This window comes from Photorhabdus machadonis (genome assembly GCF_052657765.1).
The window spans coordinates 5,122,558-5,139,857 of the sequence record NZ_CP199761.1 but is presented as its reverse complement, the minus strand read 5'-3'; the positions used below and the strand labels follow the sequence as shown (position 1 = coordinate 5,139,857).

10 protein-coding genes, 6 tRNA genes and 4 rRNA genes are annotated in these 17,300 nt (G+C 45.3%); 17 read left to right on the top strand and 3 right to left on the bottom strand.

What is annotated here, in order from left to right; translation table 11 throughout:
* Positions 1 to 17 precede the first annotated feature (17 nt).
* Positions 18 to 923 carry a DNA-binding transcriptional regulator OxyR gene (oxyR, locus tag ACUN2T_RS24775; RefSeq protein ID WP_445495509.1) on the top strand — a complete coding sequence of 302 codons (906 nt, stop codon included), beginning with the start codon at positions 18 to 20 and terminating at the stop codon, positions 921 to 923.
* On the opposite strand, the gene sthA is transcribed toward oxyR, so the two are convergent.
* On the bottom strand, positions 915 to 2,312 hold the full coding sequence (gene sthA / locus ACUN2T_RS24770) for a Si-specific NAD(P)(+) transhydrogenase (protein ID WP_445495508.1): 1,398 nt from the start codon (positions 2,310 to 2,312) through the stop codon (positions 915 to 917). The genes oxyR and sthA overlap by 9 nt on opposite strands.
* A gap of 193 nt (positions 2,313 to 2,505) precedes the next feature.
* On the opposite strand from sthA, the gene fabR reads away from it, so the two are divergent.
* Both fabR and ACUN2T_RS24760 read left to right on the top strand, forming a co-directional pair.
* Positions 2,506 to 3,150 (top strand): HTH-type transcriptional repressor FabR, encoded by a 645-nt coding sequence (fabR, locus tag ACUN2T_RS24765; RefSeq protein ID WP_036844941.1) that lies wholly within the window; start codon positions 2,506 to 2,508, stop codon positions 3,148 to 3,150.
* 23 nt (positions 3,151 to 3,173) lie between these two features.
* Positions 3,174 to 3,545, top strand: a complete 372-nt coding sequence (locus ACUN2T_RS24760; protein WP_445497979.1) for a YijD family membrane protein — start codon at positions 3,174 to 3,176, stop codon at positions 3,543 to 3,545.
* A 63-nt stretch (positions 3,546 to 3,608) separates the two neighbouring features.
* Here the strand turns inward: ACUN2T_RS24760 and trmA are convergent, their stop codons facing one another.
* Positions 3,609 to 4,712 (bottom strand): tRNA (uridine(54)-C5)-methyltransferase TrmA, encoded by a 1,104-nt coding sequence (gene trmA / locus ACUN2T_RS24755; RefSeq protein WP_445497978.1) that lies wholly within the window; start codon positions 4,710 to 4,712, stop codon positions 3,609 to 3,611.
* A gap of 187 nt (positions 4,713 to 4,899) precedes the next feature.
* Between trmA and btuB the strand changes: the two genes are divergently transcribed.
* The 10 genes from btuB to birA all read left to right on the top strand — a co-directional run bounded on the left by btuB (position 4,900) and on the right by birA (position 15,349).
* Complete coding sequence (gene btuB / locus ACUN2T_RS24750; RefSeq protein WP_445495507.1) at positions 4,900 to 6,762, top strand: TonB-dependent vitamin B12 receptor BtuB; 1,863 nt, start codon at positions 4,900 to 4,902, stop codon at positions 6,760 to 6,762.
* A complete protein-coding gene (murI, locus tag ACUN2T_RS24745; protein ID WP_445495506.1) occupies positions 6,707 to 7,570 on the top strand; it encodes a glutamate racemase in 864 nt (287 codons plus the stop codon). The genes btuB and murI overlap by 56 nt, the downstream gene beginning before the upstream one ends.
* Positions 7,571 to 7,928: 358 nt before the next feature.
* Positions 7,929 to 9,473: ribosomal RNA gene (locus tag ACUN2T_RS24740) — 16S ribosomal RNA — on the top strand.
* An 82-nt stretch (positions 9,474 to 9,555) separates the two neighbouring features.
* A tRNA-Glu gene (locus ACUN2T_RS24735) sits at positions 9,556 to 9,631 on the top strand.
* Positions 9,632 to 9,821: 190 nt separating this feature from the next.
* Positions 9,822 to 12,732, top strand: a 23S ribosomal RNA gene (locus tag ACUN2T_RS24730).
* 121 nt (positions 12,733 to 12,853) lie between these two features.
* A 5S ribosomal RNA gene (gene rrf / locus ACUN2T_RS24725) occupies positions 12,854 to 12,969 on the top strand.
* Positions 12,970 to 13,015: 46 nt separating this feature from the next.
* Positions 13,016 to 13,091 (top strand) — tRNA-Thr (locus ACUN2T_RS24720).
* Positions 13,092 to 13,112: 21 nt separating this feature from the next.
* Positions 13,113 to 13,228 (top strand): 5S ribosomal RNA (rrf, locus tag ACUN2T_RS24715).
* Together the 16S, 23S and 5S rRNA genes with 2 tRNA genes alongside form the textbook arrangement of a ribosomal RNA operon.
* A gap of 139 nt (positions 13,229 to 13,367) precedes the next feature.
* Positions 13,368 to 14,393 (top strand): UDP-N-acetylmuramate dehydrogenase, encoded by a 1,026-nt coding sequence (gene murB, locus ACUN2T_RS24710; RefSeq protein ID WP_445495505.1) that lies wholly within the window; start codon positions 13,368 to 13,370, stop codon positions 14,391 to 14,393.
* Positions 14,390 to 15,349: a bifunctional biotin--[acetyl-CoA-carboxylase] ligase/biotin operon repressor BirA gene (gene birA / locus ACUN2T_RS24705; protein WP_445495504.1), complete on the top strand. Its 960-nt coding sequence runs from the start codon at positions 14,390 to 14,392 to the stop codon at positions 15,347 to 15,349. Before murB ends, birA begins: the two co-directional genes overlap by 4 nt.
* 43 nt (positions 15,350 to 15,392) lie before the next feature.
* Here birA and coaA read toward each other — a convergent pair whose 3' ends face one another.
* Positions 15,393 to 16,343, bottom strand: a complete 951-nt coding sequence (gene coaA / locus ACUN2T_RS24700; protein WP_445495502.1) for a type I pantothenate kinase — start codon at positions 16,341 to 16,343, stop codon at positions 15,393 to 15,395.
* Between the two features lie 431 nt (positions 16,344 to 16,774).
* Between coaA and ACUN2T_RS24695 the strand changes: the two genes are divergently transcribed.
* The 4 genes from ACUN2T_RS24695 (at position 16,775) to ACUN2T_RS24680 (ending at position 17,212) form a co-directional block, all read left to right on the top strand.
* Positions 16,775 to 16,850: transfer RNA gene (locus tag ACUN2T_RS24695), tRNA-Thr, on the top strand.
* Positions 16,851 to 16,866: 16 nt separating this feature from the next.
* Positions 16,867 to 16,951, top strand: a tRNA-Tyr gene (locus tag ACUN2T_RS24690).
* 104 nt (positions 16,952 to 17,055) lie between these two features.
* Positions 17,056 to 17,130, top strand: a tRNA-Gly gene (locus tag ACUN2T_RS24685).
* A 6-nt stretch (positions 17,131 to 17,136) separates the two neighbouring features.
* Positions 17,137 to 17,212: transfer RNA gene (locus ACUN2T_RS24680), tRNA-Thr, on the top strand.
* The last annotated feature ends 88 nt before the right edge of the window (positions 17,213 to 17,300 follow it).

Here is a 17,300-nt window from a genome sequence, read left to right as displayed (position 1 = left end):
AATATGTTGAGGTGGGAATGAATATCCGCGATCTGGAATATCTTGTGGCTCTTGCGGAGCATCGGCACTTTCGCCATGCTGCCGATTCATGCCACGTCAGCCAGCCTACGTTAAGCGGGCAAATTCGTAAGCTTGAGGATGATTTGGGTGTCATGCTGTTGGAGCGCACCAGTCGTAAGGTTTTGTTCACGCAACAAGGGATGTTATTAGTTGAACAGGCCAGAACGGTTCTCCGTGAGGTTAGGATCCTACAGGAGATGGCATCACTTCAGGGGGAAAATATGTCTGGCCCTCTGCATATTGGTTTGATCCCAACAATTGGCCCATATCTGTTACCTCATATTATTCCTGAACTTCATAGTTTGTTTCCTAAGTTGGAAATGTATCTGCATGAAGCTCAGACGCAAAGTTTGTTAGCCCAGTTGGATAGTGGCAAATTGGATTGTGCGATTCTGGCGATGGTTAAGGAGACAGAAGCCTTCATCGAAGTGCCGTTGTTTGAAGAGCCAATGAAACTGGCAATCTATGATGACCATCCCTGGGCAGATAGAGAAAAAATTGCGATGGATGAATTGGTAGGTGAGAAGCTGCTGATGCTGGAAGATGGTCATTGCTTACGTGATCAGGCCATGGGTTTCTGTTTTCAAGCCGGAGCGAAGGAAGATACACATTTCCGTGCAACCAGTTTGGAAACCTTGCGTAATATGGTTGCTGCCGGGAGTGGAATCACTTTATTGCCTGATCTGGCAGTTCCACAGGAGAGAAAACGTGATGGTGTCTGTTATCTGGGGTGTGGTAATCCTGAACCTAAGCGGTCTGTTATTTTGATTTATCGGCCTGGTTCACCTCTGCGTGGTCGCTATGAGCAACTGGCAGAGGTTATCAGCGCTAAAATGGGCGCTTATTATGGGCAATCAAAATAGCCTATTCAGGCCATTCAGAGCCGCGACACGATAGGCTTCAGCCATAGTTGGATAGTTGAAGGTAGTATTGACGAAATATTCGATAGTATTACTTTCACCTTTTTGTTCCATAATCGCCTGGCCGATATGAATGATTTCAGCAGCACGCTCCCCGAAACAGTGAATACCAAGAATCTCTTTGGTTTCCCTGTGGAACAGTATTTTCAGGCTTCCGACATTCATCCCGGCAATTTGTGCGCGTGCAAGATGTTTAAACTGCGCGCGCCCAACTTCATAAGGCACTTTCATTGCTGTTAGTTGTTGTTCGGTTTTACCCACAGAGCTTATTTCAGGAATGGTATAGATGCCGGTTGGAATATCTTCAATGAGATGAACTTCGGCGCTTCCTTTAGTCATCGCTTGAGCGGCAATTCGGCCCTGATCATAAGCAGCGGATGCCAGGCTTGGATAACCGATAACATCTCCTACGGCGTAGATATTTTCGTTGCTGGTTTGATAGATCTTATTGACTTTCAGTAACCCGCGGCCATCGGCTTCCAGCCCTATGTTTTTCAGCCCAAGAGTATCGGTATTGCCTGTTCGACCGTTAGCAAAAAGCAGACAGTCGGCTTTGACTTTTTTACCGGATTTGAGGTGAACGATAACACCATCATCAACACCTTCAATTTTAGAATATTCTTCATTGTGGCGGATCACGACACCACTATTCCAAAAATGGTAGGAAAGTGCATCTGACATCTCTTGATCAAGGAAAGCCAGTAAGTGGTTACGGGTATTGATCAAATCAACTTTCACGCCTAATCCGCGGAAAATTGATGCATATTCACAGCCAATCACCCCAGCACCATAAATAATCACATGCCGTGGTTCGTGATCCAATTTCAGAATGGAATCGCTGTTATAAATACGGGAATGGGTGAAATCAACATCTGGTGGACAATATGGGCGGGAGCCGGTCGCGATAATAATCTTATCTGCGCTTAAGATATCGTAGTTATCATCGGCATAGCGCACACTTACCCGGTGGTCATCAATAAATGTTGCTTCCCCGGAAAACATACGACATCCATTGCGTTCATAAAATCCCTGGCGCATTTTAGTTTGCTGATTAATGACGATTTCAGCGCGGCGTAAGATTTCAGCAAATGAAGAACGAAGAATGCGTGAATTATCACTGTACAGCGGGTTTTGGTTAAATTCGATAATACGACTGACTGCGTGGCGGAGGGCTTTGGACGGGATAGTACCCCAGTGAGTACAACCACCGCCGACGTTGTTATAGCGTTCGATAACGGCAACGCTTTTACCCTGTTTCACCAATCCCATTGCTGCTCCTTCTCCACCGGGGCCGGAGCCAATGACAATGGCGTCAAAATGAATATGTTGCATAGAGGAAAGACCTGTTTTTACACAAAATTACAACGCCATATTAACATTGGTTGAGTTAATAACCCAATCGTCATCAGGATTTTATGTCACAGTTTAATGATGAAACAAATCCGTATCAGTGACATGATAAGAGCATGATTATAAAATTTGGTATATTTCTTCACTATATTCAGACAGAGATATCAGGATTCGTGTGAGTAACATTACTGGCGTCAGAGCGAAACAGAAAGAAAGAACCCGCCGTTCACTGATTGAGGCGGCATTCAGTCAACTGAGTGCTGAACGGAGTTTTACCAGCCTGAGCTTGCGTGAGGTGGCTCGTGAAGCAGGCATTGCACCAACTTCATTTTATCGCCATTTCCGTGATGTTGATGAATTAGGGTTAACTATGGTGGATGAGAGTGGCTTGATGCTACGTCAGTTAATGAGACAAGCCCGGCAACGTATTGCTAAAGGTGGCAGTGTCATCCGCACATCTGTCTCAACTTTTATGGAATTTATTGGTAATAATCCAAATGCATTCCGCTTATTATTACGTGAACGCTCAGGTACCTCTGCTGAATTCCGTGCCGCTGTCGCACGGGAAATCCAACATTTTATTGCTGAGTTGGCAGACTATTTAGAGCAGGAAAGCCATATGCCGAGACATTTTACTGAAGTACAGGCAGAAGCAATGGTAACAATAGTATTCAGTGCAGGTGCAGAAGCATTGGATATTGATTTGGAGAAAAGACAGCGTTTGGAAGAACGTTTAGTCTTGCAACTACGGATGATTGCTAAAGGTGCATATTATTGGTATCGCAGAGAAATAAATCCACCGGACCCTAAACTTAAATAACTATGAAGAAGGAGAACGAAATGATGGAACAATACCGCCAGGACAAAAGTACATTGTTACTCGCTTTTATTGTCGGATTAGCAACTAATGGAACGTTTTCAGCAGTTTTTAGCTCAGTTGTTTCTTTTTCAGTTTTCCCACTGATAGCACTAGTGTTATCAATTTATTGTCTCCATCAGCGCTATTTGAATCACTCAATGCCTGATGGGGTGCCTAAGCTGGTTGTCGCTTGCTTCCTCTTGGGACTATTTAGTTATAGTGCGATTATCAGGGTGGAATACCCTGAAATTGGTTCTAATTTCCTCCCCGCAGTAATAGGGACTATATTGGTGTTCTGGATTTACAGAAAAATAAAAGTCCGTAAAAACCAGGCAATTGCAGAAAACAGCCATTAATTGATGAAAAACGCCGGAGAGATAACTATCTGCGGCGTTTTTGTTTTGTATGCTGGTTAAGTATCAGTTTAATTTTTCCAGAAGTACGCCGCATTCCATATGGTGTGTATAAGGGAACTGATCAAACAGAGCCAGACGGCTGATTTTATGCGTTTGGGTTAATGTTTCCAGATTATAGCAAAGGGTTTCCGGGTTGCAGGAAATATAAAGAACCCGCGGATATGCCTGGACCATCTCAACCGTTTTTTCATCAAGGCCGCTACGTGGTGGATCAACAAAAATAGTTTCACATTGATAGCCTTTCAAATCGATTCCCTGAAGGCGATTAAATTCGCGTTCGCCATTCATTGCTTGAGTAAATTCCTCTGCCGACATTCGAATAATTTGCACATTATCAATATTATTGGCTGCGATATTGTATTGAGCAGCAGAAACGGATGGCTTGGCAATTTCTGTCGCCAATACTCGTTCAAAATTTTGAGCTAACGCCAGAGAGAAGTTGCCATTTCCGCAATAAAGCTCAAGTAAATCGCCTTGTGAACCTTTGGTAATATCAATCGCCCATTCGAGCATGTGAGTATTGACGTTGGCATTTGGCTGGGTAAAACTGTTTTCCACCTGACGATAGATCATGTTCCGGCCCGCAATAGATAAAACTTCATCAATATAATCATGGCCCAATACGATTTTAGTTTTAGCTGCCCTGCCAATCAGTTCAACGTCAAACCCTTTATTTCTTAACTCTTCACGCAGTTTTAACGCCTGTTGTGTCCATTCATCACCCAACTTTTTGTGATAAAGCAGAGAAACAAGGATTTTATTACTGCGAGTGGACAGATAATCAATCTGAAATAGCTTATGGCGCAGGATATGTTCGGATTTAATGGCGTCAATTAACACTGCCATCATGTTGTTGATTAATTTACTGGCGACAGGAAATTGTACAATGCGAATACGCTGTTTTGTCTGTTGATCAAACATAATATGGTACAAATCATCCTGCTCATGCCAGATTCGGAATTCTGCCCGCATTCTGTAATGAGATACCGGTGAACGGAAAACCTCTGGCTCTGGAGTTTGGAAAGGTGCCATCATGCTTTTTAAGCGGCTTACTTTCTCTGCAAGTTGTTGCTCATAGCTTTCCGTTGGCAGGGGATTTTGCATTATGTTTGTTCTCTTATATCTGTAGTAAGAAAAATTTTCGTGCGAAATTGTAGGGAAAGAGCAAAGGATGTCCAGTTTTCTTATTACTCATTCATAATCCTGTCTATGCTTATATTCTAAACAGGTCTGATCTTTCATCGTAGCATGGAGGTTTGGCCTTCTAACAATCATTGTTGGATGTTTTCTCTATATGATAAATAAAAACCGGTTTTTATTATCCGCAATTTCAGTTGCAGTGATTTCTGGTTGGAATTCTGTTGCTGTTGCGGAAGAACAGCAGGATTCATTGGTTGTTACGGCAAGTCGATTTAAACAGCCTGTTTCAAGCATACTGGCTCCTCATACCGTTGTAACGCGAGATGAAATTGAGCGTTGGCAGTCAAATAGCGTAGCCGATATTTTACGCCGCTTGCCTGGTGTTGATATTGCGCTGCATGGTGGCATTGGGCAGTTAAGTTCTCTGTTTATCCGTGGTACTAACTCTAGTCATGTATTGGTGTTGATGGATGGAATACGTCTGAATCAAGCTGGTATCAGTGGCTCCTCTGATTTAAGCCAAATACCTGTATCGTTGATTCAGAAAATTGAATATATCCGTGGGCCACGTTCTGCGGTTTATGGTTCTGATGCGATTGGCGGTGTTATCAATATCATAACGACCAGAGAGAAACAGGGAACCAGTATAAACGTAGGTATCGGTTCACACGGTTACCAGATTTATGATGGCGCAACCCAGCAAAGATTAGCTGAAAACACCTTACTGACAGCAGCAGCCAGCTATACTTATACTAAAGGATTTGATGTGGTTTCTGCGGGTAATACCGGTGGTTTCAGGCAACCTGACCGTGATGGTTTTATGAGTAAAATGCTCTGGTTGGGGGTTGATCAGAAATTTAATGAGCAATTCAGTGGGTTTGCCCGTGCTTATGGCTATGACAATAGAACATCTTATGATGCGGATATTAACTGGAGTTATCCATATGCCAGGCCAGATACCCGTGAACTTTATAGCCGTCACTATGACGCAGGGATCCAATTTAACCAAGGGGTTTACTCGTCCCAATTAATCACAAGTTATAGTCATATAAAAGACTACAACTTTGATCCTAAGTATGGACGCTATGACAAATCCGCGACTCTTGGTGATTCTGAACAATATAACTTGCAATGGGGAAATACCTTTCAGCTATATCAGGGAATGGTAAGTACTGGTGTTGACTTCCAAAAACAGTCCATTGACGCTGGAACAAGTTATATACCAACGAGTGAAACAGTACGTAATACAGGGACATATCTGACAGCACAGCAGCAATTAAATGATTTTATTCTGGAAGGTGCGATTCGGTTGGATAAACATTCAGAAGCTGGCTGGAATACTACATGGCAAGCCAGTGCAGGCTGGGAGTTTATTGAGAATTATCGTTTGATTGCTTCTTATGGCACGGCATTTAAAGCGCCAACTCTTAGCCAGATGTATGGTTCTTGGGGAGGTAATCGAGATTTGAAGCCTGAAGAAAGTAAACAATGGGAAGGTGGTATAGAAGGTGTAACTGGTTCGTTGAATTGGCGTCTTTCTGTATATCGTAATGACATTGAACAATTGATCGATTATACAAATAGTCGCTACCATAATATTGGCAAAGCAAAAATTAAAGGTGTTGAATTGACGGGTTCAATAGATACCGGAATATTCCAGCATCAATTGACATTGCAATATATCGATCCACGTAACGGTGAAACGAATGAGATTTTAGCTCGCCGTGCGAAGCAGCAAGTGAAATATCAGCTTGATTGGCAGCTATATGATTTTGATTGGGGATTAACCTATCAATATCTTGGACAGCGTTATGATTCTGATTTCAATACATTCCCTGCTAAGCGTGTGAAATTAGGTGGAGTCAGTTTCTGGGATTTAACGGTTTCATATCCGGTCACTGTTCAACTGACAATTCGTGGTAGAATAGCCAACCTGCTTGATAAAGATTACGAGACAGTTTATGGCTATCGCACTCCAGGACGTGAATACAATCTCACTGGGAGCTATAACTTCTGATTTGAATAAACCTGTCCGCCCGACCGTTTTAGTTTTTGATTCTGGTGTCGGTGGCTTATCCGTTTACCAAGAGATCCGGCAATTGTTGCCGGATCTCCACTATATATACGTATTTGATAATGAAGCATTCCCTTATGGTGAAAAATCGGAAGAATTTATTATTGAACGAGTCGTTAAAATTGTTGATTCCGTTCAGCAAAAACACTCTCTGGCAATAGTCGTTATTGCATGTAACACCGCAAGTACCGTCAGTTTGCCAGCTTTGCGCGAACGATTCCATTTCCCGGTGGTTGGTGTGGTTCCAGCGATAAAGCCAGCCGCGAAGTTAACTCGTAATGGCATTGTTGGGCTACTGGCGACGAGAGCAACAGTTAACCGATCCTATACAAAAGAACTTATTGAAAGATTTGCGATAGATTGCAGAATTGAATCCATAGGTTCTGCTGAGTTGGTAGAATTAGCTGAAGCTAAATTGCATGGTGGTAAGGTATCTTCCGACACTTTAAAAAAGATACTGAAACCTTGGCTCAGAATGAAAGAACCACCTGATACGGTGGTATTGGGTTGTACTCATTTTCCACTATTGGCAGAAGAATTAGTCCAGGTACTGCCTGATGGTACACGCTTAATTGATTCCGGTGCCGCTATTGCCCGAAGAACAGCTTGGTTGGTTAAACATCAGGAGAATCTTGTTTGTACTTCGGCAGATAGCCTTGCTTATTGTATGAAAATGGATGCTGAGACTGATGAATTAATCTCTGTTTTGCAGAAATATGGATTCTCAAAACTGGACAAATTGATAAATTAAGTCAAATTTGGCGTAATAAGCAGCAGTCGTTAGCTTTTTTTAAATAAACGCTTGCCAGCGCCGAAGAACTCCCTATAATGCGCCACCACTGACCGACACAACGCTGACAAAACGTGTGAGGCCAGGCAGAGTAAAGTGAATAAGCGCTTGACTCTGCGGGCGAAAAGCGTAATATACGCAGCCCGGCTGAACGAGAATATCAATTTTTATTTCAGCCTGCTCTTTAACAATTAATCAGACAATCTGTGTGGGCACTCACAAGACCGTATCACAAAAAAATACGTTTTAAAGTCTTGAAGAGTGAACAACAGTGAATTCATTACGAATGAACAGTCAGTTTCTTTGAGCATCAAGCTTTTAATAGAAGAGTTTGATCATGGCTCAGATTGAACGCTGGCGGCAGGCCTAACACATGCAAGTCGGGCGGTAACAGGAAAGTGCGTGCACTTTCGCTGACGAGCGGCGGACGGGTGAGTAATGTCTGGGGATCTGCCCGAGGGCGGGGGATAACCACTGGAAACGGTGGCTAATACCGCATAATGTCGCGAGACCAAAGTGGGGGACCTGAAAAGGCCTCACGCCCACGGATGAACCCAGATGGGATTAGCTAGTCGGTAGGGTAATGGCCTACCGAGGCGACGATCCCTAGCTGGTCTGAGAGGATGACCAGCCACACTGGGACTGAGACACGGCCCAGACTCCTACGGGAGGCAGCAGTGGGGAATATTGCACAATGGGCGCAAGCCTGATGCAGCCATGCCGCGTGTATGAAGAAGGCCTTCGGGTTGTAAAGTACTTTCAGCGGGGAGGAAGGGTATAACCTGAACAGGGTTGTATTTTGACGTTACCCGCAGAAGAAGCACCGGCTAACTCCGTGCCAGCAGCCGCGGTAATACGGAGGGTGCAAGCGTTAATCGGAATGACTGGGCGTAAAGCGCACGCAGGCGGTCAATTAAGTTAGATGTGAAATCCCCGGGCTTAACCTGGGAACGGCATCTAAGACTGGTTGACTGGAGTCTCGTAGAGGGGGGTAGAATTCCATGTGTAGCGGTGAAATGCGTAGAGATGTGGAGGAATACCGGTGGCGAAGGCGGCCCCCTGGACGAAGACTGACGCTCAGGTGCGAAAGCGTGGGGAGCAAACAGGATTAGATACCCTGGTAGTCCACGCTGTAAACGATGTCGATTTGGAGGTTGTTCCCTAGAGGAGTGGCTTCCGGAGCTAACGCGTTAAATCGACCGCCTGGGGAGTACGGCCGCAAGGTTAAAACTCAAATGAATTGACGGGGGCCCGCACAAGCGGTGGAGCATGTGGTTTAATTCGATGCAACGCGAAGAACCTTACCTACTCTTGACATCCTCAGAATTTGCTGGAGACAGCGAAGTGCCTTAGGGAACTGAGAGACAGGTGCTGCATGGCTGTCGTCAGCTCGTGTTGTGAAATGTTGGGTTAAGTCCCGCAACGAGCGCAACCCTTATCCTTTGTTGCCAGCGCGTGATGGCGGGAACTCAAAGGAGACTGCCGGTGATAAACCGGAGGAAGGTGGGGATGACGTCAAGTCATCATGGCCCTTACGAGTAGGGCTACACACGTGCTACAATGGCGGATACAAAGTGAAGCGAGCTTGCGAGAGTGAGCGGAACACATAAAGTCTGTCGTAGTCCGGATTGGAGTCTGCAACTCGACTCCATGAAGTCGGAATCGCTAGTAATCGTAGATCAGAATGCTACGGTGAATACGTTCCCGGGCCTTGTACACACCGCCCGTCACACCATGGGAGTGGGTTGCAAAAGAAGTCGGTAGCTTAACCTAAGGGAGGGCGCTGACCACTTTGTGATTCATGACTGGGGTGAAGTCGTAACAAGGTAACCGTAGGGGAACCTGCGGTTGGATCACCTCCTTACCTGAGATGCAGTTGAGTGCAGTGCTCACACAGATTGTCTGATAAAAGTAGAGCAAGACGCGTCTGCGAAGCCGGCCATTGTGTCCCCTTCGTCTAGAGGCCTAGGACACCGCCCTTTCACGGCGGTAACAGGGGTTCGAATCCCCTAGGGGACGCCACTTGCGGTGATGACGGGTGAAAGCCGTTGTCGTGTTATCGTTAAGCGGATTTGTGATGAAGTCGGCTTACCGATAAAAGCTCTTTAACAATCTGGAACAAGCTGAAAATTGAATACAGTCAATAACCTCCCCGAGGGGTTATTGATGAGTCTCTCAACAATCCGCAAGCCGAGACAGTTTCGGGTTGTGAGGTTAAGCGACTAAGCGTACACGGTGGATGCCTAGGCAGTCAGAGGCGATGAAGGACGTGCTAATCTGCGAAAAGCGTCGGTAAGCTGATATGAAGCGTAATAACCGGCGATGTCCGAATGGGGAAACCCAGTGCAATCCGTTGCACTATCGCTTGATGAATTCATAGTCAAGCGAGGCGAACCGGGGGAACTGAAACATCTCAGTACCCCGAGGAAAAGAAATCAACCGAGATTCCCCCAGTAGCGGCGAGCGAACGGGGAGCAGCCCAGAGTCTGCATCAGTGAAGGGGTGAGTGGAAGCGTCTGGAAAGTCGCACAGTAAAGGGTGAAAGTCCCGTACACTAAACCCTCTTCACTGTGAGCTCAACGAGTAGGGCGGGACACGTGGTATCCTGTCTGAATATGGGGGGACCATCCTCCAAGGCTAAATACTCCTGACTGACCGATAGTGAACCAGTACCGTGAGGGAAAGGCGAAAAGAACCCCGGCGAGGGGAGTGAAACAGAACCTGAAACCGTGTACGTACAAGCAGTGGGAGCCTTCATTTATGGGGGTGACTGCGTACCTTTTGTATAATGGGTCAGCGACTTATATTCTGTAGCAAGGTTAACCGTTTAGGGGAGCCGCAGGGAAACCGAGTCTTAACTGGGCGCATGAGTTGCAGGGTATAGACCCGAAACCCGGTGATCTAGCCATGGGCAGGTTGAAGGTTGGGTAACACTAACTGGAGGACCGAACCGACTAATGTTGAAAAATTAGCGGATGACTTGTGGCTGGGGGTGAAAGGCCAATCAAACCGGGAGATAGCTGGTTCTCCCCGAAAGCTATTTAGGTAGCGCCTCGTGAATTCATCTTCGGGGGTAGAGCACTGTTTCGGCTAGGGGGCCATCCCGGCTTACCAACCCGATGCAAACTGCGAATACCGAAGAATGGTATCACGGGAGACACACGGCGGGTGCTAACGTCCGTCGTGAAGAGGGAAACAACCCAGACCGCCAGCTAAGGTCCCAAAGTCATGGTTAAGTGGGAAACGAGGTGGGAAGGCTCAGACAGCCAGGATGTTGGCTTAGAAGCAGCCATCATTTAAAGAAAGCGTAATAGCTCACTGGTCGAGTCGGCCTGCGCGGAAGATGTAACGGGGCTAAACCATGCACCGAAGCTGCGGCAGCGACACTAAGGTGTCGTTGGGTAGGGGAGCGTTCTGTAAGCCGTCGAAGGTGTGCTGTGAAGCGCGCTGGAGGTATCAGAAGTGCGAATGCTGACATAAGTAACGATAAAGCGGGTGAAAAACCCGCTCGCCGGAAGACCAAGGGTTCCTGTCCAACGTTAATCGGGGCAGGGTGAGTCGACCCCTAAGGCGAGGCTGAAAAGCGTAGTCGATGGGAAACAGGTTAATATTCCTGTACTGAATGTGACTGCGAAGGGGGGACGGAGAAGGCTAGGCCATCCGGGCGACGGTTGTCCCGGTTTAAGCGTGCAGGTGGGCAGGACAGGCAAATCCGTTCTGCTGTAACACTGAGGCGTGATGACGAACCGCTACGGCGGTGAAGTGGTTGATGCCCGGCTTCCAGGAAAAGCCTCTAAGCATCAGGTGACATTGAATCGTACCCCAAACCGACACAGGTGGTCAGGTAGAGAATACTCAGGCGCTTGAGAGAACTCGGGTGAAGGAACTAGGCAAAATGGTGCCGTAACTTCGGGAGAAGGCACGCTGGCAGCAGGTGAAGGAAGAAACATCCGGAGCCGAAGCCAGTCGCAGAGACCAGCTGGCTGCAACTGTTTATTAAAAACACAGCACTGTGCAAACACGAAAGTGGACGTATACGGTGTGACGCCTGCCCGGTGCTGGAAGGTTAATTGATGGGGTTAGCACGTAAGCGCGACGCTCTTGATAGAAGCCCCAGTAAACGGCGGCCGTAACTATAACGGTCCTAAGGTAGCGAAATTCCTTGTCGGGTAAGTTCCGACCTGCACGAATGGCGTAATGATGGCCAGGCTGTCTCCACCCGAGACTCAGTGAAATTGAACTCGCTGTGAAGATGCAGTGTACCCGCGGCAAGACGGAAAGACCCCGTGAACCTTTACTATAGCTTGACACTGAACATGGAGCCTTGATGTGTAGGATAGGTGGGAGGCCAGGAAGTGTGGACGCCAGTCTGCATGGAGCCATCCTTGAAATACCACCCTTGAATGTTCGATGTTCTCACCCAGTTCCGTGATCCGGAACGGGGACAGTGTCTGGTGGGTAGTTTGACTGGGGCGGTCTCCTCCCAAAGCGTAACGGAGGAGCACGAAGGTTGGCTAATCACGGTCGGACATCGTGAGGTTAGTGCAAAGGCATAAGCCAGCTTGACTGCGAGAGTGACAGCTCGAGCAGGTACGAAAGTAGGTCTTAGTGATCCGGTGGTTCTGAATGGAAGGGCCATCGCTCAACGGATAAAAGGTACTCCGGGGATAACAGGCTGATACCGCCCAAGAGTTCATATCGACGGCGGTGTTTGGCACCTCGATGTCGGCTCATCACATCCTGGGGCTGAAGTCGGTCCCAAGGGTATGGCTGTTCGCCATTTAAAGTGGTACGCGAGCTGGGTTTAGAACGTCGTGAGACAGTTCGGTCCCTATCTGCCGTGGGCGTTGGAAGATTGAAAGGGGCTGCTCCTAGTACGAGAGGACCGGAGTGGACGCACCGCTGGTGTACGGGTTGTCATGCCAATGGCATAGCCCGGTAGCTAAGTGCGGCAGAGATAACCGCTGAAAGCATCTAAGCGGGAAACTTGCCTTGAGATGAGTCTTCCCTTGACTTTAAGGTCACGGAAGGAACGTTTAAGACGAAGACGTGGATAGGCTGGGTGTGTAAGTGCAGCGATGCATTGAGCTGACCAGTACTAATGAACCGAGCGGCTTAACCTTACAACACCGAAGGTGTTTTGGTGAGAGAGACGAAAAGAATTTTAGCTTGTTGACCGGATTGGTTCTGATGGTGGTGCGAGCTGTTAAAGGCGGGTATCACGGTTGGAATGGAATGAATTTGCCTGGCGGCGATAGCGCGGTGGTCCCACCTGACCCCATGCCGAACTCAGCAGTGAAACGCCGTAGCGCCGATGGTAGTGTGGGGTCTCCCCATGTGAGAGTAGGGAACTGCCAGGCTTTAATTTTTTGGGGTTTGCGTTAATATTGACTGCGAGCCACTATTGCTGATATGGCTCAGTTGGTAGAGCACACCCTTGGTAAGGGTGAGGTCCCCAGTTCGAATCTGGGTATCAGCACCATGATAATATATAAAGAATTTGTCTGGCGGTAATAGCGCGGTGGTCCCACCTGACCCCATGCCGAACTCAGCAGTGAAACGCCGTAGCGCCGATGGTAGTGTGGGGTCTCCCCATGTGAGAGTAGGGAACTGCCAGACTTTATTTTAAGACAAAAAGGCCACCCAAAAGGGTGGCCTTTTTGCATTTAGAGAAAAAACTAACTTTGTTTTCCAACTGTTTTCCATGTCTATAGACTGATAAACTACTTATTAAATAGCTTTATTGAGTATTAAGTAAATGCTTTCCCTTAAAGAGTTTAATACTTTTGGGTTATCAGCCCATGCTAAATGTTTAGATATAGCTAAATCTGCTGAATCTTTATTAGCTTTATGGCAGAAAGCCAGAAGCCAAAAACAACCTGTACTGCTGCTTGGTGGGGGTAGTAATATCTTATTTATTGAAGATTTTGAAGGAACTGTGATTCTGAATAGAATTATGGGGATTCAATACCAGGAAACTGATGAATCATGGCGTCTACATGTAGGAGCGGGAGAAAATTGGCACGAATTAGTCTGTTATTCTCTTAAAAATCATATTCATGGGTTAGAAAATCTGGCGTTAATTCCAGGTTGTGCTGGTGCGGCACCGATTCAAAATATTGGTGCGTATGGTATTGAATTTAGAGATGTATGTGAGTATGTAGATGTCCTGAATCTGGAAACTGGAGAACAAACGCGCCTTAATGTTGATGAATGTCAATTTGGGTATCGGGATAGTGTTTTCAAGCATAAATATCAAGAAAGTTATTTTATTATCTCTGTAGGCTTATTGTTGAAAAAGAATTGGCAACCGATGTTGAGTTATGGTGATTTAACTAGGTTGTCGAGAGGTGGTGTAACTCCTCAGCAGATTTTTGATTCAGTATGTACAATGCGCACCAGTAAATTACCTGATCCTGCAATAACAGGAAATGCAGGTAGCTTCTTTAAAAATCCAATTGTCAGTGCGGAAGTTGCGGTAAAAATTAAAGAAAGTTACCCTGATAGCCCCCAGTATCCTCATGATAATGGGATGTTCAAATTAGCGGCAGGCTGGCTCATTGAGCAGTGTAATTTAAAAGGTTATCGTATCGGTGGTGCATCTGTGCATCTCAGGCAAGCTCTAGTATTGATAAATCAGGGAAATGCGACAGGTAAGGATGTAATCGCATTGGCTGCCTATATTCGCCAGCAAGTGATAAGTAAGTTTGGTGTATTGCTTGAACCTGAGGTGCGTTTTATTGGCTCTAAAGGCGAAATTGATGCTGTGGAATGTATTTCATGAAAGATATAACTGTACCATTACAATTGATTAAAATTTTGTCTGATGGTGAAGTCCATTCTGGTCAACAACTGGGGCAGGATTTAGGGATGAGTAGGGCTGGAATTAATAAGCATATACAGACAATTCGTCAATGGGGAATTGAACTGGGAACTGCTCTTGGCAAAGGTTATCGCCTCGTGGCACCGATGCAACTACTTGATGAATGTACTATTTTGCAATATTTACCCCAGGATCGTGTAGCTGTTTTGCCAGTTATTGATTCGACTAATCAGTATCTACTTGAACGTTTATCTGAGTTAAAGTCAGGGGATGCCTGTGTTGCAGAATACCAGTATGCTGGCAGAGGGAGGCGTGGACGGAAGTGGATTTCGCCCTTTGGTAAGAATCTTTACTTATCTATGTATTGGCGTCTTGAACAAGGACCAGCTGCGGCAATCGGATTGAGTCTGGTTGTCGGTATTGTTATTGCTGAAGTATTGCATCGATTTGGCGCTGATAGAATTAGGGTAAAATGGCCAAATGATTTATATCTTGATGACAAGAAGCTAGCAGGAATATTAGTCGAATTAATGGGAAAAACTGGGGATGCTGCTCAGGTTGTGATCGGTGCAGGTATAAATATTGCGATGGATCATAAGGACGAAGAATCTATTAATCAGCAATGGGTTAATTTGCAGCAGGCTGGAATTAAAATTGATCGTAATAAATTGGCTGTAGAAATAATACTTGATCTGAGGAAAGCGCTGATGCAGTTTGAAAATGAAGGCTTATCTTCATTTATTTCCCGGTGGTTTGAGTTAGATAATTTTATGGATAGACCAGTAAAATTAATTATTGGTAGTCAGGAAGTTTATGGCATAGCCAGAGGTATTAATCAGCAAGGTGCTTTATTACTCGATCAGGATGGTGTCATAACTCCATATATCGGTGGTGAGATTTCTTTGAGAGGTTGTTAAGAACAACCGGAAGAGAGATATCTTCCGGGTTCGGAAACTATTTTTACTTACGTAACCTTACGCTTTCAATAGTGTGATTAGTGCCTTTTGTCATGATTAGGCTTGCTCGTTCTCGCGTTGGTAGAATATTTTGTTGCAAGTTTAAGCCATTGATCTCTTGCCAGATATCAGATGCAATGTTTATGGCCTCTTCTTCTGATAATTTGGAATAACTGTGGAAATAAGAATCTGGATCTGAAAAGGCACCCTGACGAAATTTTAGGAACCGACTGATATACCAACTTTGGAGTAATTTTTCTGGTGCGTCGACGTAGATAGAGAAGTCGACAAAATCAGAGACAAATACATGGTGTGGGTCATGGGGATAATCCATACCGCTTTGTAATACATTCAGACCTTCCAGAATCAAAATATCTGGTTGTTCAATGAACTTTTGTTCATTTGGTACGATATCATAGGTAAGATGAGAGTAAACTGGTGCAGATACTTGCTCGGACCCTGATTTTATATCAGATACAAATTTCACTAGGCAATGCATATCATATGATTGTGGAAAACCTTTCTTTTTCATCAATCCACGTTCATTTAGTACGCTGTTAGAATGTAGAAAGCCATCTGTAGTAATTAATTCTACACTTCTGTGTTCAGGCCAACGACTTAGTAGTGCTTGCAATAGACGTGCGGTAGTACTTTTGCCAACAGCAACACTGCCAGCAATGCCTATGACATAAGGGACCTTTTGTCCATCAGTGCCTAGAAATTGTTCGAGCACTGCTTGGCGACGTAAATTTGAGCTAATATAAAAATTAAGTAAGCGAGATAAAGGAAGGTAAATTTCAACAACTTCTTCTAAAGAAATTTCTTCATTTATCCCTTTTAAATCAATTAGTTCTTCTTTTGTTAATGTCAGTGGAACTGAATCACGTAAGGTTGCCCATTGTTCACGATTGAATTGCAAATATGGAGTAGCCAAAAAAGGTTCTTTTTTATTCATAAACCAACATCTGCCTGTTTGTGCAGGTTGGACAGATTGTAATAAACAACCTGTACCCGACAAAAAATAAATCGCATCATATCGACTGAGGAGCGACAGGCGTAGGCTTTTTTATATTTTTGGCGATTTTTTTTGATAAGAAATGCAGAATTGTAAAAAATTGAGTTACTTTGCTTACTGCTAGCTTAGGTTGTTTGTTTAATGATGGGAATTTAACTGACGGCAAATGAAGTATTTTATCGAGTTTTATAGAGGATTATAATCAGTTCCACAATAGTTATAGATAATTTTTTGTTTGTTATTTGGACTGAATCTATTGAAAAAAGCAGCTGATCAGATAGAATTGAGTGTTTTATGACCGAATGATCAGATTGAGGCAATTTTTTTGTTGCATAGAGTGTTCACACTGCCTAGAATGCGCAGCACTTGATGCCGGCATAGCTCAGTTGGTAGAGCAACTGACTTGTAATCAGTAGGTCCCGAGTTCGACTCTTGGTGCCGGCACCATTAAAAATTTGGATAGGGTGGGGTTCCCGAGCGGCCAAAGGGAGCAGACTGTAAATCTGCCGTCACAGACTTCGAAGGTTCGAATCCTTCCCCCACCACCAAACAATCAGATTTAGTCTTGAGTGTCCTGCTTGAGTAGTTACTCCAAGCGAAGCACATTGAGATACAATGTACAGCTGATTAAAATCAGGTAGCCGGGTTCAATGCGGGCATCGTATAATGGCTATTACCTCAGCCTTCCAAGCTGATGATGCGGGTTCGATTCCCGCTGCCCGCTCCAAAATGTGCTGATATAGCTCAGTTGGTAGAGCACACCCTTGGTAAGGGTGAGGCCGGCAGTTCGAATCTGCCTATCAGCACCATTTCCTTATGTTCTTGTCTCTTGGTTTTCTTCCTGTAAGCAATATTCAACAAGCAATAGCTTGGTTGATGTGGTGAAGCCACCGATTC